General features: G+C 54.5%; 10 protein-coding genes. 2 read left to right on the forward strand and 8 right to left on the reverse strand.

Features of this window, described 5'->3' with window-relative positions:
* Entirely contained in the window at positions 1-906 is a 906-nt protein-coding gene (locus OGY35_RS07245; protein ID WP_286632060.1) for a dihydrodipicolinate synthase family protein, read from the forward strand.
* Positions 907-960: 54 nt separating this feature from the next.
* Here the strand turns inward: OGY35_RS07245 and OGY35_RS07250 are convergent, their stop codons facing one another.
* The 7 genes from OGY35_RS07250 to asd all read right to left on the reverse strand — a co-directional run bounded on the left by OGY35_RS07250 (position 961) and on the right by asd (position 12592).
* The gene (locus tag OGY35_RS07250) at positions 961-1716 is read right to left on the reverse strand and encodes an IclR family transcriptional regulator (protein ID WP_152400337.1); all 756 of its coding nucleotides are present in this window, start codon (positions 1714-1716) and stop codon (positions 961-963) included.
* A gap of 129 nt (positions 1717-1845) precedes the next feature.
* Entirely contained in the window at positions 1846-4293 is a 2448-nt protein-coding gene (glgP, locus tag OGY35_RS07255; protein WP_286631836.1) for a glycogen phosphorylase, read from the reverse strand.
* A gap of 19 nt (positions 4294-4312) precedes the next feature.
* Positions 4313-5746 (reverse strand): glycogen synthase GlgA, encoded by a 1434-nt coding sequence (gene glgA, locus OGY35_RS07260; protein WP_042322968.1) that lies wholly within the window; start codon positions 5744-5746, stop codon positions 4313-4315.
* 2 nt (positions 5747-5748) lie between these two features.
* Positions 5749-7041 carry a glucose-1-phosphate adenylyltransferase gene (gene glgC, locus OGY35_RS07265; protein ID WP_178827513.1) on the reverse strand — a complete coding sequence of 431 codons (1293 nt, stop codon included), beginning with the start codon at positions 7039-7041 and terminating at the stop codon, positions 5749-5751.
* Positions 7042-7058: 17 nt separating this feature from the next.
* The gene (glgX, locus tag OGY35_RS07270) at positions 7059-9032 is read right to left on the reverse strand and encodes a glycogen debranching protein GlgX (protein ID WP_286631839.1); all 1974 of its coding nucleotides are present in this window, start codon (positions 9030-9032) and stop codon (positions 7059-7061) included.
* Positions 9029-11215 carry a 1,4-alpha-glucan branching enzyme gene (glgB, locus tag OGY35_RS07275; RefSeq protein WP_286631840.1) on the reverse strand — a complete coding sequence of 729 codons (2187 nt, stop codon included), beginning with the start codon at positions 11213-11215 and terminating at the stop codon, positions 9029-9031. The genes glgX and glgB overlap by 4 nt, the downstream gene beginning before the upstream one ends.
* A 270-nt stretch (positions 11216-11485) precedes the next feature.
* A complete protein-coding gene (asd, locus tag OGY35_RS07280) occupies positions 11486-12592 on the reverse strand; it encodes an aspartate-semialdehyde dehydrogenase (RefSeq protein ID WP_286631841.1) in 1107 nt (368 codons plus the stop codon).
* Between the two features lie 191 nt (positions 12593-12783).
* On the opposite strand from asd, the gene yhgN reads away from it, so the two are divergent.
* Complete coding sequence (gene yhgN / locus OGY35_RS07285) at positions 12784-13377, forward strand: NAAT family transporter YhgN (protein ID WP_042322978.1); 594 nt, start codon at positions 12784-12786, stop codon at positions 13375-13377.
* Positions 13378-13470: 93 nt separating this feature from the next.
* On the opposite strand, the gene gntU is transcribed toward yhgN, so the two are convergent.
* A complete protein-coding gene (gene gntU / locus OGY35_RS07290) occupies positions 13471-14811 on the reverse strand; it encodes a gluconate transporter (RefSeq protein ID WP_200040915.1) in 1341 nt (446 codons plus the stop codon).
* Position 14812: the final 1 nt, after the last annotated feature.

Here is a 14812-nt window from a genome sequence, read left to right on the forward strand (position 1 = left end):
ATTATGCAAACAGAAAAATTCAACGGTGTCTTTCCGCCAGTTCCCACCATTGTTAATGCGCAGGGAGAGCTAGATAAAAAAGGGATGGCAACCTTACTCGACCACCTTATTGCGAACCAGGTAAACGGTGTATTATTGCTTGGCAGCGGCGGTGAGTTCTGCCACATGACAAAAGAGCAGCGTCTGGAAGCCGCCGAGTTTTGTGTTAAACATATCAATCATCGAATTCCCGTGCTGTTAGGGATCAGCAGTACCTGCACGCAAGACGTTATTGATTACGGTCTGCATGCCGACCGTCTGGAAGTGGATGCCGTCCTGGTCCTCAATCCTTATTATGCCAGGCTGACCGATGATTATATTTATCATCATTTCAAAACCGTTGCAGAAAGCATCAAAACGCCGGTTATTCTCTATAACTTTCCGGCGCTCACCGGCCAGGATCTCAGTATTGATTTAATTACCCGACTAGCGCATGACATTCCCAATATCATTGGCATAAAAGATACGGTGGATAACATTAGTCATATTCGCGAAATCATCAATACCGTACGACCGGTTCGCCCTGAGTTTGTTATTTTCTCTGGTTACGATGAATATATGATGGACACGTTGATTATGGGGGGAAATGGCGGGATCCCGGCGACGGCTAACTTTGCTCCACAATTAACCTGTGGAATTTATCGCGCCTGGTGCGAAAAAGAGTATGAGACCCTGTTCCACCTGCAACGCAGACTCTCCGCGTTATCAACCATTTACAGTCTGGATACCCCTTTCTTCGGAATTATCAAAAAAGCCATTCAGCTCAGCGGCATTGATATCCCGGTAGAGGTCATGCCGCCAGTGCAGCCGGCAAATGAGGCCCACATCGCCAGCCTGAAAAAGGTTTTACAGCGCGCCGGATTGTAACCCTGATCAGCGGGCTTAACGCCCGCCTTTTCTTTCCCCATCCCGGCGAAAAGACTAGCGCAGCATCGACGACAGGCGACGACTGGCATCCATCATTTGTGTGGCAAGCGCTTCTCGTTTTTCATCCGGGATCTGGAACGCCACACCGGATACGCTCAATGCCGCCACTACCTTTCCTTCGGCATTAAATATGGGCACAGCGATGCAACGCACGCCCAAAGAATCTTCTTCGTTATCATAGCCCCAGCCACGCTGACGGATCCCGGCTAATTCCTGCTTCAGGATATTCACATCGGTAATCGTCGTTTCGGTATAGCGCGTCAGAACCTGATCGGGCGGCAGCAGTTCATCCAGGTCTTCCGAATTAAGCCAGGCAATCAGCACTTTCCCCAGACCGGAACTATGCAGCGAAAGGCGCTTACCTTCCCAACTGCGTATCACAATCGCCTGTGGGCTTTCGAGCTTGAGAAGATAAATGGGGGAGTCGCCCTCAAGCACGCCAAGATGACAGGTTAAGCCTGTCGCATCGCGAATTTCTTCCAGCACCGGCAACGCTATTTTTTTAATATCGTACTGTTGTGCGGCTTTATTCCCTAATTCGTAGAGACGTAACCCCAAATAGTATTTGTCTTTTTCCTGACGCAATAAGCCATGCGCAACCATGCCCGTCAGTAAAGAGGAGGTGCTACTTTTTGCGATCCCTGAATTCTGATGAATCTGCGTGAACGTTGCGCCATCACATTCCATCAGATAAGCGAAGACGCGCATAATTTTGTCGAGGGCGGGAATCGATGTTGTGATTTTTTTCATAAATTTATCAATTAATTATAATTAATTCCTCGGACACTATACACCAGCAGACGGTTATTATTCCATATCAATGCGCCATCACCGCGCACAAAAAAGGAGCCCGGGGGCTCCTTTTGTTAACGTGACAACTTACAACCGCACCGGATCAATATGCCAGATGGTGTCAGCATACTCCTTGATGGTCCTGTCAGAGGAGAAATAGCCCATGTTGGCGATATTGAGCATCGCTTTGGCGGTCCACTCTTCCGGGCGACCATACAACTCGTCCACCTTGTCCTGACAATCAACATAGCTGCGGTAGTCCGCCAGCACCTGATAGTGGTCACCAAAGTTGATCAGCGAGTCCACCAAATCACGATAGCGTCCAGGCTCTTGTGGACTGAACATGCCGCTGCCGATTTGCGTCAGCACCTGATGCAGTTCCTCATCTTTTTCGTAATACTCACGCGGCTTATAGCCCTGCCTGCGCAGTTCTTCGACCTCTTCCGCCGTGTTACCAAAGATAAAGATGTTCTCTTCGCCAACGTGTTCCAGCATCTCCACGTTCGCCCCGTCCAGCGTACCGATAGTCAATGCGCCGTTCAGCGCAAACTTCATGTTGCTGGTGCCGGAGGCTTCCGTCCCCGCCAGTGAAATCTGCTCGGACAAATCCGCCGCCGGAATGATCAACTGCGCCAGGCTCACGCTGTAGTTGGGGATAAACACGATCTTCAGCTTATCGCCAATCTGCGGATCGTTATTGATGACCTTCGCAACGTCATTAATCAGGTGAATGATGTGCTTCGCCATGTAATAGGCCGATGCGGCCTTACCGGCAAAAATATTCACCCGCGGCACCCACTGCGCATCAGGGTTGGCCTTAATGCGGTTGTAGCGCGTAATCACATGCAGCACATTCATTAACTGACGCTTGTACTCATGAATGCGCTTGATCTGGACATCAAACAGCGATTTCGGATTCACCACCACGTTGAGTTGCTGCGCAATATAGTTTGCCAGCCGCTTTTTGTTTTCCAGCTTCGCCTGACGTACCGCATGATTGACCAGCGGGAAATCGCAGTGCTGTTCGAGTTCATGCAGTTGGCTCAGATCGGTACGCCATGTACGGCCAATGTTCTCGTCCAGAACCCCGGAAAGCGGCGGGTTCGCCAGCGCCAGCCAGCGGCGCGGCGTCACACCATTCGTCACGTTGCAGAAACGGGTCGGGAAGATGGTCGCAAAATCCGCGAACAGCGACTGAACCATCAGGTTAGAGTGCAATTCGGAAACACCGTTCACCTTATGACTCACCACGACCGCCAGCCACGCCATACGCACGCGACGACCGTTGGACTCGTCAATAATCGACGCCCGTCCCAGCAGACCAGTATCGTTCGGATACTGCTCCTGCAACGTTTTCAGGAAGTAGTCGTTAATTTCAAAGATGATCTGCAGGTGGCGCGGCAGGATTTTACCCAGCATATCCACCGGCCAGGTTTCCAGCGCTTCGCTCATCAGCGTGTGGTTGGTGTAGGAAAAGACCTGACAGCACACTTCAAACGCGTCGTCCCAGGAGAACTGATGCTCATCGATCAACAGTCGCATCAGTTCCGGAATTGACAGCACCGGGTGTGTATCATTCAGGTGAATGGCAATCTTATCCGCGAGGTTGTCGTAGGTTTTGTGCAGCTGATAGTGACGGCTCAGGATATCCTGTATCGTAGAGGAGACCAGGAAATACTCCTGACGCAGACGCAGTTCGCGCCCGGAGTAGGTGGAGTCATCCGGATACAGTACGCGCGACACGTTCTCAGAGTGGTTTTTATCTTCCACTGCGGCGAAGTAATCCCCCTGGTTGAATTTACCGAGGTTGATTTCGCTACTGGCCTGCGCATTCCACAGACGCAACGTGTTGGTAGCGTCTGTATCATAACCGGGGATAATCTGATCGTACGCAACCGCGAGGATCTCTTCGGTTTCAAGCCAGCGCGTTTTCTTGCCTTCCTGCTGAATACGCCCGCCAAAGCGGACTTTGTACCGCGTGTTATGGCGTTTAAATTCCCACGGGTTGCCGTATTCCAGCCAGTAATCGGGAGACTCTTTCTGTCGTCCATCGACAATGTTCTGCTTAAACATCCCGTAGTCGTAGCGGATGCCGTAGCCGCGCCCCGGCAGCCCTAAGGTTGCCAGCGAATCGAGGAAACAGGCCGCCAGTCGCCCGAGGCCACCGTTACCGAGACCCGGATCGTTTTCTTCATCGATGAGCTCTTCAAGATCTAACCCCATCGCTTCCAGTGCGCCCTGGACATCGTCATAAATCCCTAAGGATAACAGCGCATTGGAAAGGGTACGCCCAATCAGGAACTCCATCGACAGGTAATAAACCTGGCGCGTTTCCTGTGACAGTTGGGCACGGTTAGAACGCAGCCAGCGCTCCACAAGACGATCGCGCACCGCAAACAGCGTCGCGTTCAGCCATTCATGTTTATTGGCAATAACCGGGTCTTTACCAATCGTGAACATCAGCTTGTAAGCAATAGAGTGCTTAAGCGCTTCTACGCTCAGAGTCGGCGATGCATAGGTAAATGGAGCATTCATAATGATGATTCCTGAATATCTATTTCAAGCGATAGTAAAGCTCGCGGTATGACTTCGCCGCGACTTGCCAGCTAAAATCCATCGCCATCGCTTGCCGTTGCACAAACCGCCAGAGCGAAGGTCGAGACCACAGCACGAATGCGCGCCGGATGGCCCGCAGCAGAGACCAGGCGTTGCTGTCCTCAAACACAAACCCGCTGGCGATGCCATCGGCAAGGTTTTCCAGCGAACTGTCGGACACCGTGTCAGCCAGTCCACCGGTACGCCGTACCAGCGGCAGCGTGCCGTACTTCAGTCCGTAGAGTTGCGTTAAGCCGCACGGCTCAAAGCGACTCGGCACCAGAATAACGTCCGCGCCGCCCATAATGCGGTGCGAAAACGCTTCGTGATAGCCAATCTGTACGCCAACCTGACCAGGATACTCCGCAGCGGCAGCAAGGAAACCTTCCTGCAGCACCGGATCGCCCGCCCCCAGCAGCGCCAGTTGTCCGCCCTGCTCCAGAAGTCCCGGCAGCGCCTCCAGCACCAGATCCAGCCCCTTCTGGCTGGTCAGTCGGCTGACGACGGCAAACAACGGAACCTTGTCATTCACCTTCAGTCCCATCGCTATCTGCAACTGGCGTTTGTTTTCCGCCTTCTCTTCCAGTGAATCACGCGTATAGCGCGACGCCAGCAAGAGATCCGTCTCCGGACTCCAGATTTTCTCGTCAACCCCGTTCAGAACGCCGGAAAGACGCCCTTCACGATGGCGCTGCTGCAGCAGTCCTTCCATACCGTAGGCAAACTGCGGCTCGGTAATCTCCCGCGCGTAGGTCGGGCTAACCGCCGTAATATGGTCGGCGTAGTACAGGCCGGCCTTCAGGAATGAAATCTGACCGTTAAACTCCAGGCCATGCATGTTAAAGAACGACCATGGCAGTTGGATGTCATTCATATGCTGTGCATAAAACATGCCCTGATACGCCAGGTTGTGCACGGTAAATACCGATTTCGCCGGACGTCCACGCGCGGCCAGATACGCAGGCGCCAGGCCGGCATGCCAGTCGTGCGCGTGCACCACATCCGGGCGCCAGAATGGATCAAGCCCACAGGCCATTTCACATCCAACCCATCCCAACAGTGCAAAACGCAGCACGTTATCGGTGTAGGCAAACAGGTTCGTATCGTGATACGGACTCCCCGGACGATCGTAGAGATGCGGGGCATCAATCAGGTAAATGCCCACGCCGTTGTAATGACCAAACAGCAGGCTAATCCTGCCCGCGAAGGTGTCGCGGCGACTGACCACTTGCGCATCCGTGATGCCCCGACGAATGTCGGGGAACGCGGGCAGCAGAACGCGGGCATCCACACCATCCGCGATTTGCGCTGCCGGCAACGCGCCAATCACATCTGCCAGACCCCCTGTCTTCAACAGGGGAAACATTTCCGAACATACATGTAAAACCTGCATTCTCACTCCTGTTTGACCTGCAGTTTGCGCAGCATTTCGCGCGTCACCAGCACAATGCCTTCCTCGGAACGATAGAAGCGACGGGCATCTTCTTCCGCATTTTCACCAATCACCATGCCTTCAGGGATAACGCAGGCGCGATCGATAATACAGCGACGCAGGCGACATGAGCGGCCGACCCAGACTTCAGGTAACAACACTGCCGAATCAATATTACAGAATGAATTCACCCGCACGCGCGGGAACAGAACGGACTGCACGACCACTGAACCGGAAATAATACAGCCGCCAGAAACCAGCGAGTTCAGCGTCATGCCGTGGCTGCCCGAGCGGTCCTGCACAAATTTTGCCGGCGGAAGCGATTCCATGTGGGTGCGAATCGGCCAGTTCTGATCGTACATATCCAGTTCTGGGGTCACGGATGCCAGATCGAGGTTCGCTTTCCAGTACGCTTCCAGCGTTCCGACATCACGCCAGTACGGCTCGGACTCAGGATCCGACTGGACGCAGGACAACGGGAAGGGATGTGCATAAGCCATGCCAGCTTTGGTGACGGTCGGAATGATATCTTTGCCGAAGTCATGGCTGGAGCCGTCGTCGCCGTCGTCCTTTTCCAGCAACTCATAGAGGTAATCGGCATCAAAAATGTAGATCCCCATACTGGCGAGGGATTTCGTGGCATCGCCTGGCATTGCGGGCGGGTTGGCCGGTTTCTCCACGAATTCAATGATCTTCTCGTTTTCATCGACCGCCATTACGCCGAACGCGCTGGCCTCTTCGATCGGCACCGGCATACAGGCCACGGTGCAGCGCGCGCCTTTCTCTACGTGGTCGATCAGCATGCGCGAATAGTCTTGCTTATAGATATGGTCACCCGCCAGGATCACCACATATTCCGCCTTATAACGACGGATGATATCGAGGTTTTGCGTCACCGCATCTGCCGTGCCGCGATACCAGTTTTCGCCCTGCATTCTCTGCTGGGCAGGCAGCAAATCGACGAATTCATTCATCTCCTCGCTGAAGAATGACCAACCACGCTGAATATGCTGTACCAGAGTATGAGACTGATATTGTGTGATGACGCCAATACGGCGGATCCCGGAGTTAATACAGTTGGATAACGCAAAATCGATAATACGAAACTTACCACCAAAGTGAACGGCCGGCTTTGCGCGCTTGTTGGTTAAATCTTTCAGACGGGTGCCACGTCCTCCAGCCAGAATCAGGGCAACAGATTTCAACGGCAACTGGCGCGCCAACATTAAACGGTCATTCTTCTCTAAACTCACCATGACTAACTCCTTTTTGATCATCTCTGGAACACACACAGTCCGTGCGCAGGTCCCGGCCAGACAGCCGTAATTACCGGATTATCCACTCCGGCAAAGGGGGGAACAGCACGCCATTCCCCTTCAGGTAAAACAATTTCAGCGGTATCAAGCGCGGCATTGATAGCAATAAGAAAACGGTCCGACAGCAGGATTTGCATCTGCATTGGCCCGTTTTGCCACTCATCCGCACTCAATGGTTGCGCGTGGCGGTTAAGCCAGCGCACGTTGCCATCTCCCTCTTCCCACCAATGGTCTCCCACCAGCGCCGGGATTTGCTGGCGCAGTTTTATCAATGCGGCGGTAAAATCGATTAATCCCCCGCTCGCCTGCGACCAGTCCAGCCAGGTCAACGCATTGTCCTGACAGTAGGCGTTGTTGTTGCCATGCTGACTGTGTCCATGTTCATCACCGGCCAGCAACATTGGCGTTCCCTGAGAAAGTAAAAGCGTCGTCAGCAACGCATGAATGCTGTCGCGTCGACGTTCGACGACCTCCAGAGTGCCGCCTAATCCTTCTTTACCATGATTATTGCTATGGTTATTGTCGGTTCCGTCCCGATTTTCCTCTCCGTTTGCCTCATTGTGTTTCTGATTGAAGCAAACGCAGTCTCTGAGCGTAAAACCGTCATGCGCGGTGACCAGATTGATGGAAGCAGAAGGTTTGCGCCCATCCCGCTTAAACACGTCGCTGGAGGCCGCAAAGCGCCCGGCAAACTCACCAAGCGACAGATTGCGCTGTAGCCAGAAACGGCGTGACGCATCGCGAAAATGATCGTTCCACTCAGCGAACGGCGCGGGGAAATTCCCCACCTGATACCCGCCAGCCCCGATATCCCACGGTTCAGCGATAAGCTTAACGGCGGACAGTACCGGGCACTGTTTGATGGCGGTAAACAACGGCGCATCCTGGCGAAACGCCGGCGTGCGCCCCATCACCGATGCCAGGTCAAATCGAAAACCATCAACGTGGCAGGTTTCGACCCAGTAACGCAGACATTCAAGGGCATACTCCACCACGCCAGGATGGCTGAGATTGAGCGTGTTACCGCAACCGGTCCAGTTGTGATAATCGCCATCCTCTCTGATCCAATAATAGCTACGGTTGTCGATTCCGCGCAGGGAGATGAGCGGTCCGTCCAGATCCAGCTCAGCACTGTGATTGAGCACAATGTCGAGGATGACCTCAATACCCGCGTTGTGCAGCGCCTTAACGGCATCGCGGAATTCGTCCAGCGCCGTCTCTGGCGAGCAGGCATAGCTCGGATGCAGTGCAAACAGCGCAACGGGGTTGTAGCCCCAGTAGTTCGACAGCCCCAACCGTTGTAAACGCGGTTCACTGGCGAAATGCGCCACGGGCAGCAGTTCCAGCGCGGTAATACCCAAATGCTTCAGGTAGTTGATCATCACCGGATGACCGAGCGCTTTATACGTACCGCGAATCTCCGGCGGGATCTGCGGATGCAGACAGGTTAATCCTTTGACGTGCGCTTCATAGACCACGGTGTTGCCCCACGGCGTGCGCGGTGGGGCATCGTCTTCCCAGTCATAGCGATCGGCTGTCACCACGCACTTCGGCGCAATGGTGGCGTTATCGCGATGATCCGGCTGGTCATAACCCGCATGCATCAGCGGGTCATCTTTCAGGTCGCCCTCTACGCGACGCGCGCAGGGATCAATCAGCAGCTTCGCCGGATTAAACCAGTGCCCCTGCGCGGGCTGCCACGGGCCATGCACGCGGTAGCCATAGCGCAGACCGGGACGGGCGCCAGCCAGATAACCGTGCCAGACATCCCCGGTGCGCGCTGGCAGGTCGTAGCGCTGCTCATTGCCTGACGCGTCAAACACACACAGTTCAACGCGCTCAGCATGCGCGGAAAAGAGCGTGAAATTCACGCCATGTCCGTCATACGTTGCGCCATGCGGTGTGGCGTTGCCGGCAACCAGTTGCGTCATTCCGCCTCCCGCACCAGCCAGATTGTCGACAGCGGCGGCAGGGTCAGACTCAGCGATTGCGGGCGTCCGTGGCTGGAAATCTCATCGGTATGTACCGCTCCGCCGTTCCCGGCATTGCTGCCGTGATAGTGCATTGAATCGGTATTGAGAATTTCGCGCCATTTACCCGGCTGATTGACGCCAAAGCGATAACCGTGACGCGGCACCGGCGTGAAGTTACTGACGACGATAATTTCATTCCCGACCTTGTCGCGGCGGACAAACGCCAGTACCGAACGTTCGTTGTCATCTACCACCAGCCATTCAAAGCCGTAGGAATCAAAGTCGAGTTCATGCAACGCTTTGTGGTAACGGTAGGTCTGGTTGAGGTCGCGTACCAACCGCTGTACACCGTGGTGCCAGTTGTCGCCGCCCTCAAGCAGGTGCCAGTCGAGGCTGGCATCATGGTTCCACTCGCGTCCCTGAGCAAATTCGTTGCCCATAAACAGCAATTTCTTGCCCGGGAAGGCCCACATCCAACCGTAATAGGCGCGCAGGTTGGCAAATTTTTGCCACGCGTCGCCCGGCATACGGTCAAGGATCGATTTCTTACCGTGTACCACTTCGTCATGCGACAGCGGCAGAACAAAGTTTTCGGTGTAGTTGTAGAGCATGCCGAAAGTCAGCTTATCCTGATGATACTGACGATGAATCGGATCCAGCTTCATGTAATCGAGGGTGTCGTGCATCCAGCCGAGGTTCCACTTGTACCAGAAGCCCAGGCCGCCCATATCCTGAGGACGAGAGACGCCGGCGAAATCCGTCGACTCTTCCGCCATGCTCACCGCTCCCGGTACCTGCTCACCGAGAATGCGGTTGGTGTTGCGCAGAAATTCAATCGCTTCCAGGTTTTCGCGGCCGCCAAATTCGTTGGGGATCCACTCGCCCTCTTTGCGACTGTAATCGCGATAGATCATCGACGCCACGGCATCCACGCGCAGGGCGTCAATACCAAAGCGTTCAATCCAGTACAGGGCGTTACCCACCAGATAGTTACTGACCTCACGACGACCATAGTTGTAGATAAGCGTATTCCAGTCCTGGTGATACCCTTCGCGCGGGTCGCTATGTTCGTACAGTTTGGTGCCATCAAATTCGGCCAGCGCAAAATCATCTGACGGGAAGTGGCCCGGCACCCAGTCCAGGATCACGTTCAGACCCGCCTGATGCGCGGCGTTCACGAAATAACGGAAATCATCGCGCGTGCCGAAACGACGCGTTGGCGCATAAAGACCGGTAGGCTGGTAGCCCCAACTGCCGTCAAACGGATGCTCGTTCACCGGCATCAGCTCGATATGGGTGAACCCCATCCATTTCACGTACGGGATGAGCTGATCGGCGAGTTCGCGGTAGCTCAGCCAGAAATTATTGTCGGTATGTCGACGCCACGAGCCCAGATGCACTTCATAGATGGAGATTGGCGCGTCGAACTGGTTGGCTTTTTTACGCGCCTCGGTTTGTTCCACTTTTTCGGGCAGACCGCAAATGAGCGAGGCCGTTTCCGGACGCATCTGCGCTTCAAAGGCGTAAGGGTCGGCCTTAACCCGCAGGTTGCCGTTGGCGTCAATCATCTCATATTTGTAGAGCTGACCATGCTGCGCGCCGGGGATGAACAGTTCCCAGATGCCGCTTTCTTTGCGCAGACGCATCGGGTGACGGCGACCATCCCAGAAGTTAAATTGCCCAACCACGGAAACGCGACGCGCGTTCGGCGCCCAGACGGAGAAACGGGTGCCCGTGACGCCATCCATCGTGTCCGCGTGCGCCCCCAGGGTTTCATACGGACGCAAATGGGTGCCTTCAGACAGCAGCCAGGCATCCATATCCTGAATCAGGGGGCCAAAACGGTAGGGATCATCAATCAGATTTTGCTGGCCATGCCAGACAACAGCGAGTTGGTAGCGAAAAGGATTTTTACGGCGAGGTAATACACCGCTGAAAAAACCGCGTGAGTCGAGGCAGTCCAGTTTGCCGACTTTGCGTCCGGTTTTAGGTTCAATCACCCACACTTCAGTGGCGTCAGGTAAAAGTGCGCGGACTTCAAGTCCGGCAGAGGTCTGGTGCATACCGAGTACGGAAAAAGGATCCGCAAAATGGCCTGCAATTAGCGCATTAATCACGTCTCTATCGATTCGATCGGACATGGTTTTCATCCTGTTTTTGGTGTCACTCCTCCAACTGATTTTCGACATCAGCCAGTGACACTTTTTTTGACCTGAACGGCGCAGCACAATTGTGCATCCTCTCTGCCCCGTCCTACCTTCAGGTAAAGCCCTGATACTGCGATCAGGACACCCTTAAAGAATAGCCAACACTTTAATTAACTCCTGCATAAAGATAATACATCTGCGTTTACTCCTTTTTTACGCATAAAAAGGGGTGACTCAGCACCCCTTGAATATAAACAAACGCGGTTACGCCAGATGCCGTAACATGCGGCGCAACGGCTCTGCTGCCCCCCATAGCAGTTGGTCGCCCACCGTAAAGGCTGACAGGAACTCCGGTCCCATGTTCAGCTTACGCAGACGGCCAACCGGCGTGGTCAACGTACCGGTAACGGCCGCTGGGGTTAACTCACGCATAGTGATATCCCGATCGTTTGGCACCACTTTCGCCCACGGATTGTGAGCCGCCAGCAGTTCTTCCACGGTCGGAATGGAAACATCTTTTTTCAGCTTAATGGTGAACGCCTGACTGTGGCAGCGCAGCGCGCCGACGCGCACGCACAGGCCATCTACCGGGATGACTGACGCGGTGTCGAGGATCTTGTTGGTTTCCGCCTGACCTTTCCACTCTTCGCGGCTCTGGCCGTTATCAAGCTGTTTGTCGATCCACGGAATCAGACTGCCCGCCAGCGGGACGCCAAAGTTATCCACCGGCAGTTCACCGCTACGGGTCAGTTGGGTGACTTTGCGTTCGATATCGAGGATGGCGGAAGAAGGGGTTGCCAGTTCGTCAGCCACGTAGCTATGCAACTGGCCCATCTGGTTGAGCAGTTCGCGCATATGGCGCGCGCCGCCGCCGGAGGCCGCCTGGTAGGTCGCAACCGACACCCAGTCCACCAGGTCGTGAGCAAACAGGCCGCCCAGCGACATCAGCATCAGGCTGACGGTACAGTTACCGCCAACAAAGGTTTTAATCCCTTTGTTCAGGCCGTTGGTGATGACATCCTGGTTTACCGGGTCGAGAATGATGATCGCGTCATCTTTCATGCGCAATGAAGAGGCGGCGTCAATCCAGTAACCCTGCCATCCGCTTTCACGAAGCTTTGGATAGATTTCGTTGGTATAATCGCCGCCCTGACAGGTCACGATGATATCGAGCGCTTTCAGCGCGTCCAGATCGAAAGCGTCCTGAAGTGTGCCGGTCGAGGTGCCGCCGAACGTCGGCGCTGCCTGCCCAAGCTGGGAAGTTGAAAAGAAAACAGGGCGAATGGCGTCGAAGTCGCGCTCTTCAACCATGCGTTGCATGAGAACAGAGCCGACCATACCGCGCCAGCCGATAAAACCAACATTTTTCATAGCGTTTTTTTCCTGCAAAGATGTGTGCTGTGTATGCTGACCAGTGTCCTACTGGCTCATCCTTCACCATACAAAAAGCAGCCAAAGTCGCAAGTGAATTTAATCAATGATAGCGATGCCATCAGTAATGCGACTTATCCCGCTGCTTAAGCGAGCAGAAAGTCCAGGGCAATTATCAGGGAATTTGAGTTATGAATGAAATCATTTCTGCAGCCGTTTTATTGATCCTGATTATGGATCCGCTCGGTAACTTGCCCATTTTCATGTCCGTACTGAAACATACCGAGCCGAAACGGCGTCGGGCGATAATGGTGCGCGAGCTTTTCATTGCGCTGTTGCTGATGCTGATCTTTCTTTTTGCGGGCGAGAAAATTCTCGCATTTCTTAATTTGCGAGCCGAAACGGTTTCAATATCCGGGGGCATTATCCTGTTTCTGATCGCCATCAAGATGATTTTCCCCAGCGCCACCGGAAACAGTGCCGGACTTCCGGCAGGTGAAGAGCCCTTTATTGTCCCGCTGGCGATCCCGTTAGTGGCCGGTCCAACCATTTTGGCCACGCTGATGCTGTTATCACATCAGTATCCGAATCAGATGGGACATCTGGTGATTGCCCTGCTGTTGGCCTGGGGCGGGACCTTTGCGATCCTGCTGCAGTCGTCGCTGTTTCTGCGTCTGCTGGGTGAGAAAGGGGTGAACGCGCTGGAGCGCCTGATGGGATTGATTCTGGTGATGATGGCGACCCAGATGTTCCTGGACGGTATTCGGATGTGGATGAAGGGATAAAAGCGTAAAAAAGCCCGGTCGCTTTTATGCTTACCGGGCCTGGTATTTGCGGTTTTTGTAGGTCGGGTAAGCGCAAGCGCCACCCGACAAACATCAGCTCAACAGTTGAAACGCAATCATCCCAATAATGGCGCCGACGGTCCCGAGGATGGTTTCCATCATCGTCCAGGTCTTCAGCGTTTGTGCTTCTGTCGCACCGGTGAATTTCCCGAACAGCCAGAAACCGGCGTCGTTCACATGACTGACCACGATCGAACCGCCCGCGATGCAGATAGACAGCGCCGCCATCTGCGCACCAGAGAAGTTCAGTTGTTCAATCACCGGCATCACCAGACCCACCGCCGTTAAGCAGGCCACGGTCGCGGAGCCCTGAATGATACGCACCGCCGCCGCCAGCACGAAGCAGGTAATGGCAATCGGTAAACCCATCCCGGTCAGCGCTTCGCCCAATGCCGGGCCCACGCCGGAATCCACCAGCACCTGCTTGAAGACGCCGCCTGCACCAATCACCAGCAGGATGATCCCCGCCGGTTGCAGCGCGTGACCGCAGATCTCCATCACCTTATCTTTCGGCATCCCCTGACGCATCGCCAGGCCGTAAATCGCCACCAGACAAGCCACCAGAATTGCGGTGAACGGGTGACCGACAAATTCGAACCACTGGTAAGCCGTAGAACCGACCGGCACAAAGCGTGCGGCGATGGTTTTCAGCCCCACCAGCACCAGCGGCAGCAGGATCAGCGACAGGCTAAAGCCGAAGGACGGCATTTTGCCCTCGCCCAGGTGCGGTTCGGTAATATCGTCAGGAATATTCAGCTCAACGTAGCGGCTGATAAAGTTGCCCCACAGCGGCCCGGCGATGATCATCCCAGGAATCGCGGCGCACAGGCCAATCAGAATCATCCAACCGAAGTCGGCGTGCATCTGAGAGGCGAGCAGCATCGGCGCCGGCCCTGGCAGCAGAAATGCGGCGGCAGCCGCCACGCCCGCAAACAGCGGAATCACCAGCTTCACCAGGTTCGTACCGGTGTGACGCGCCATCGAAAACGCGACGCTAATCAACAGTACAATCGCCACTTCAAAGAACAGCGGCAGCGCGCAAATCAGCCCCGCCAGCCCAATCGCATAGTGTGCGCGACTGTGGCCGAAGGATTTCAACATCTTGACCGCAATCTGATCGACCGCGCCCGTTTCATGCAAAATCTTGCCGAACATTGCTCCCAGAGCGACCACAATCGCCAGGAAACCCAGCGTACCTCCCATCCCTTTTTCCATTGTCGCCGCGATTTTATCGAGCGGCATACCGGAAAAGAGACCTGCACCAATAGACACCACCATCAAAGCAACGAAGGCGTGCATACGCGCCTTCATCACTAAAAACAACAGCAGCAGAACAGAGCCTACTGCCGTTAAAACAAGCGTTAATGTACTCAAA

The sequence above is a fragment of the Citrobacter sp. Ct235 genome (genome assembly GCF_030332305.1).
Lineage (GTDB): Bacteria > Pseudomonadota > Gammaproteobacteria > Enterobacterales > Enterobacteriaceae > Citrobacter_A > Citrobacter_A telavivensis.

What these genes read in the sequence shown, in the direction of transcription:
- glgA (WP_042322968.1), bottom strand. Translation starts at nt 5,746, where the DNA reads ATGCAGGTTTTACATGTATGTTCGGAAATGTTTCCCCTGTTGAAGACA.
- glgB (WP_286631840.1), bottom strand. Translation starts at nt 11,215, where the DNA reads ATGTCCGATCGAATCGATAGAGACGTGATTAATGCGCTAATTGCAGGC.
- glgP (WP_286631836.1), bottom strand. Translation starts at nt 4,293, where the DNA reads ATGAATGCTCCATTTACCTATGCATCGCCGACTCTGAGCGTAGAAGCG.
- yhgN (WP_042322978.1), top strand. Translation starts at nt 12,784, where the DNA reads ATGAATGAAATCATTTCTGCAGCCGTTTTATTGATCCTGATTATGGAT.
- glgX (WP_286631839.1), bottom strand. Translation starts at nt 9,032, where the DNA reads ATGACGCAACTGGTTGCCGGCAACGCCACACCGCATGGCGCAACGTAT.
- glgC (WP_178827513.1), bottom strand. Translation starts at nt 7,041, where the DNA reads ATGGTGAGTTTAGAGAAGAATGACCGTTTAATGTTGGCGCGCCAGTTG.
- asd (WP_286631841.1), bottom strand. Translation starts at nt 12,592, where the DNA reads ATGAAAAATGTTGGTTTTATCGGCTGGCGCGGTATGGTCGGCTCTGTT.
- OGY35_RS07250 (WP_152400337.1), bottom strand. Translation starts at nt 1,716, where the DNA reads ATGAAAAAAATCACAACATCGATTCCCGCCCTCGACAAAATTATGCGC.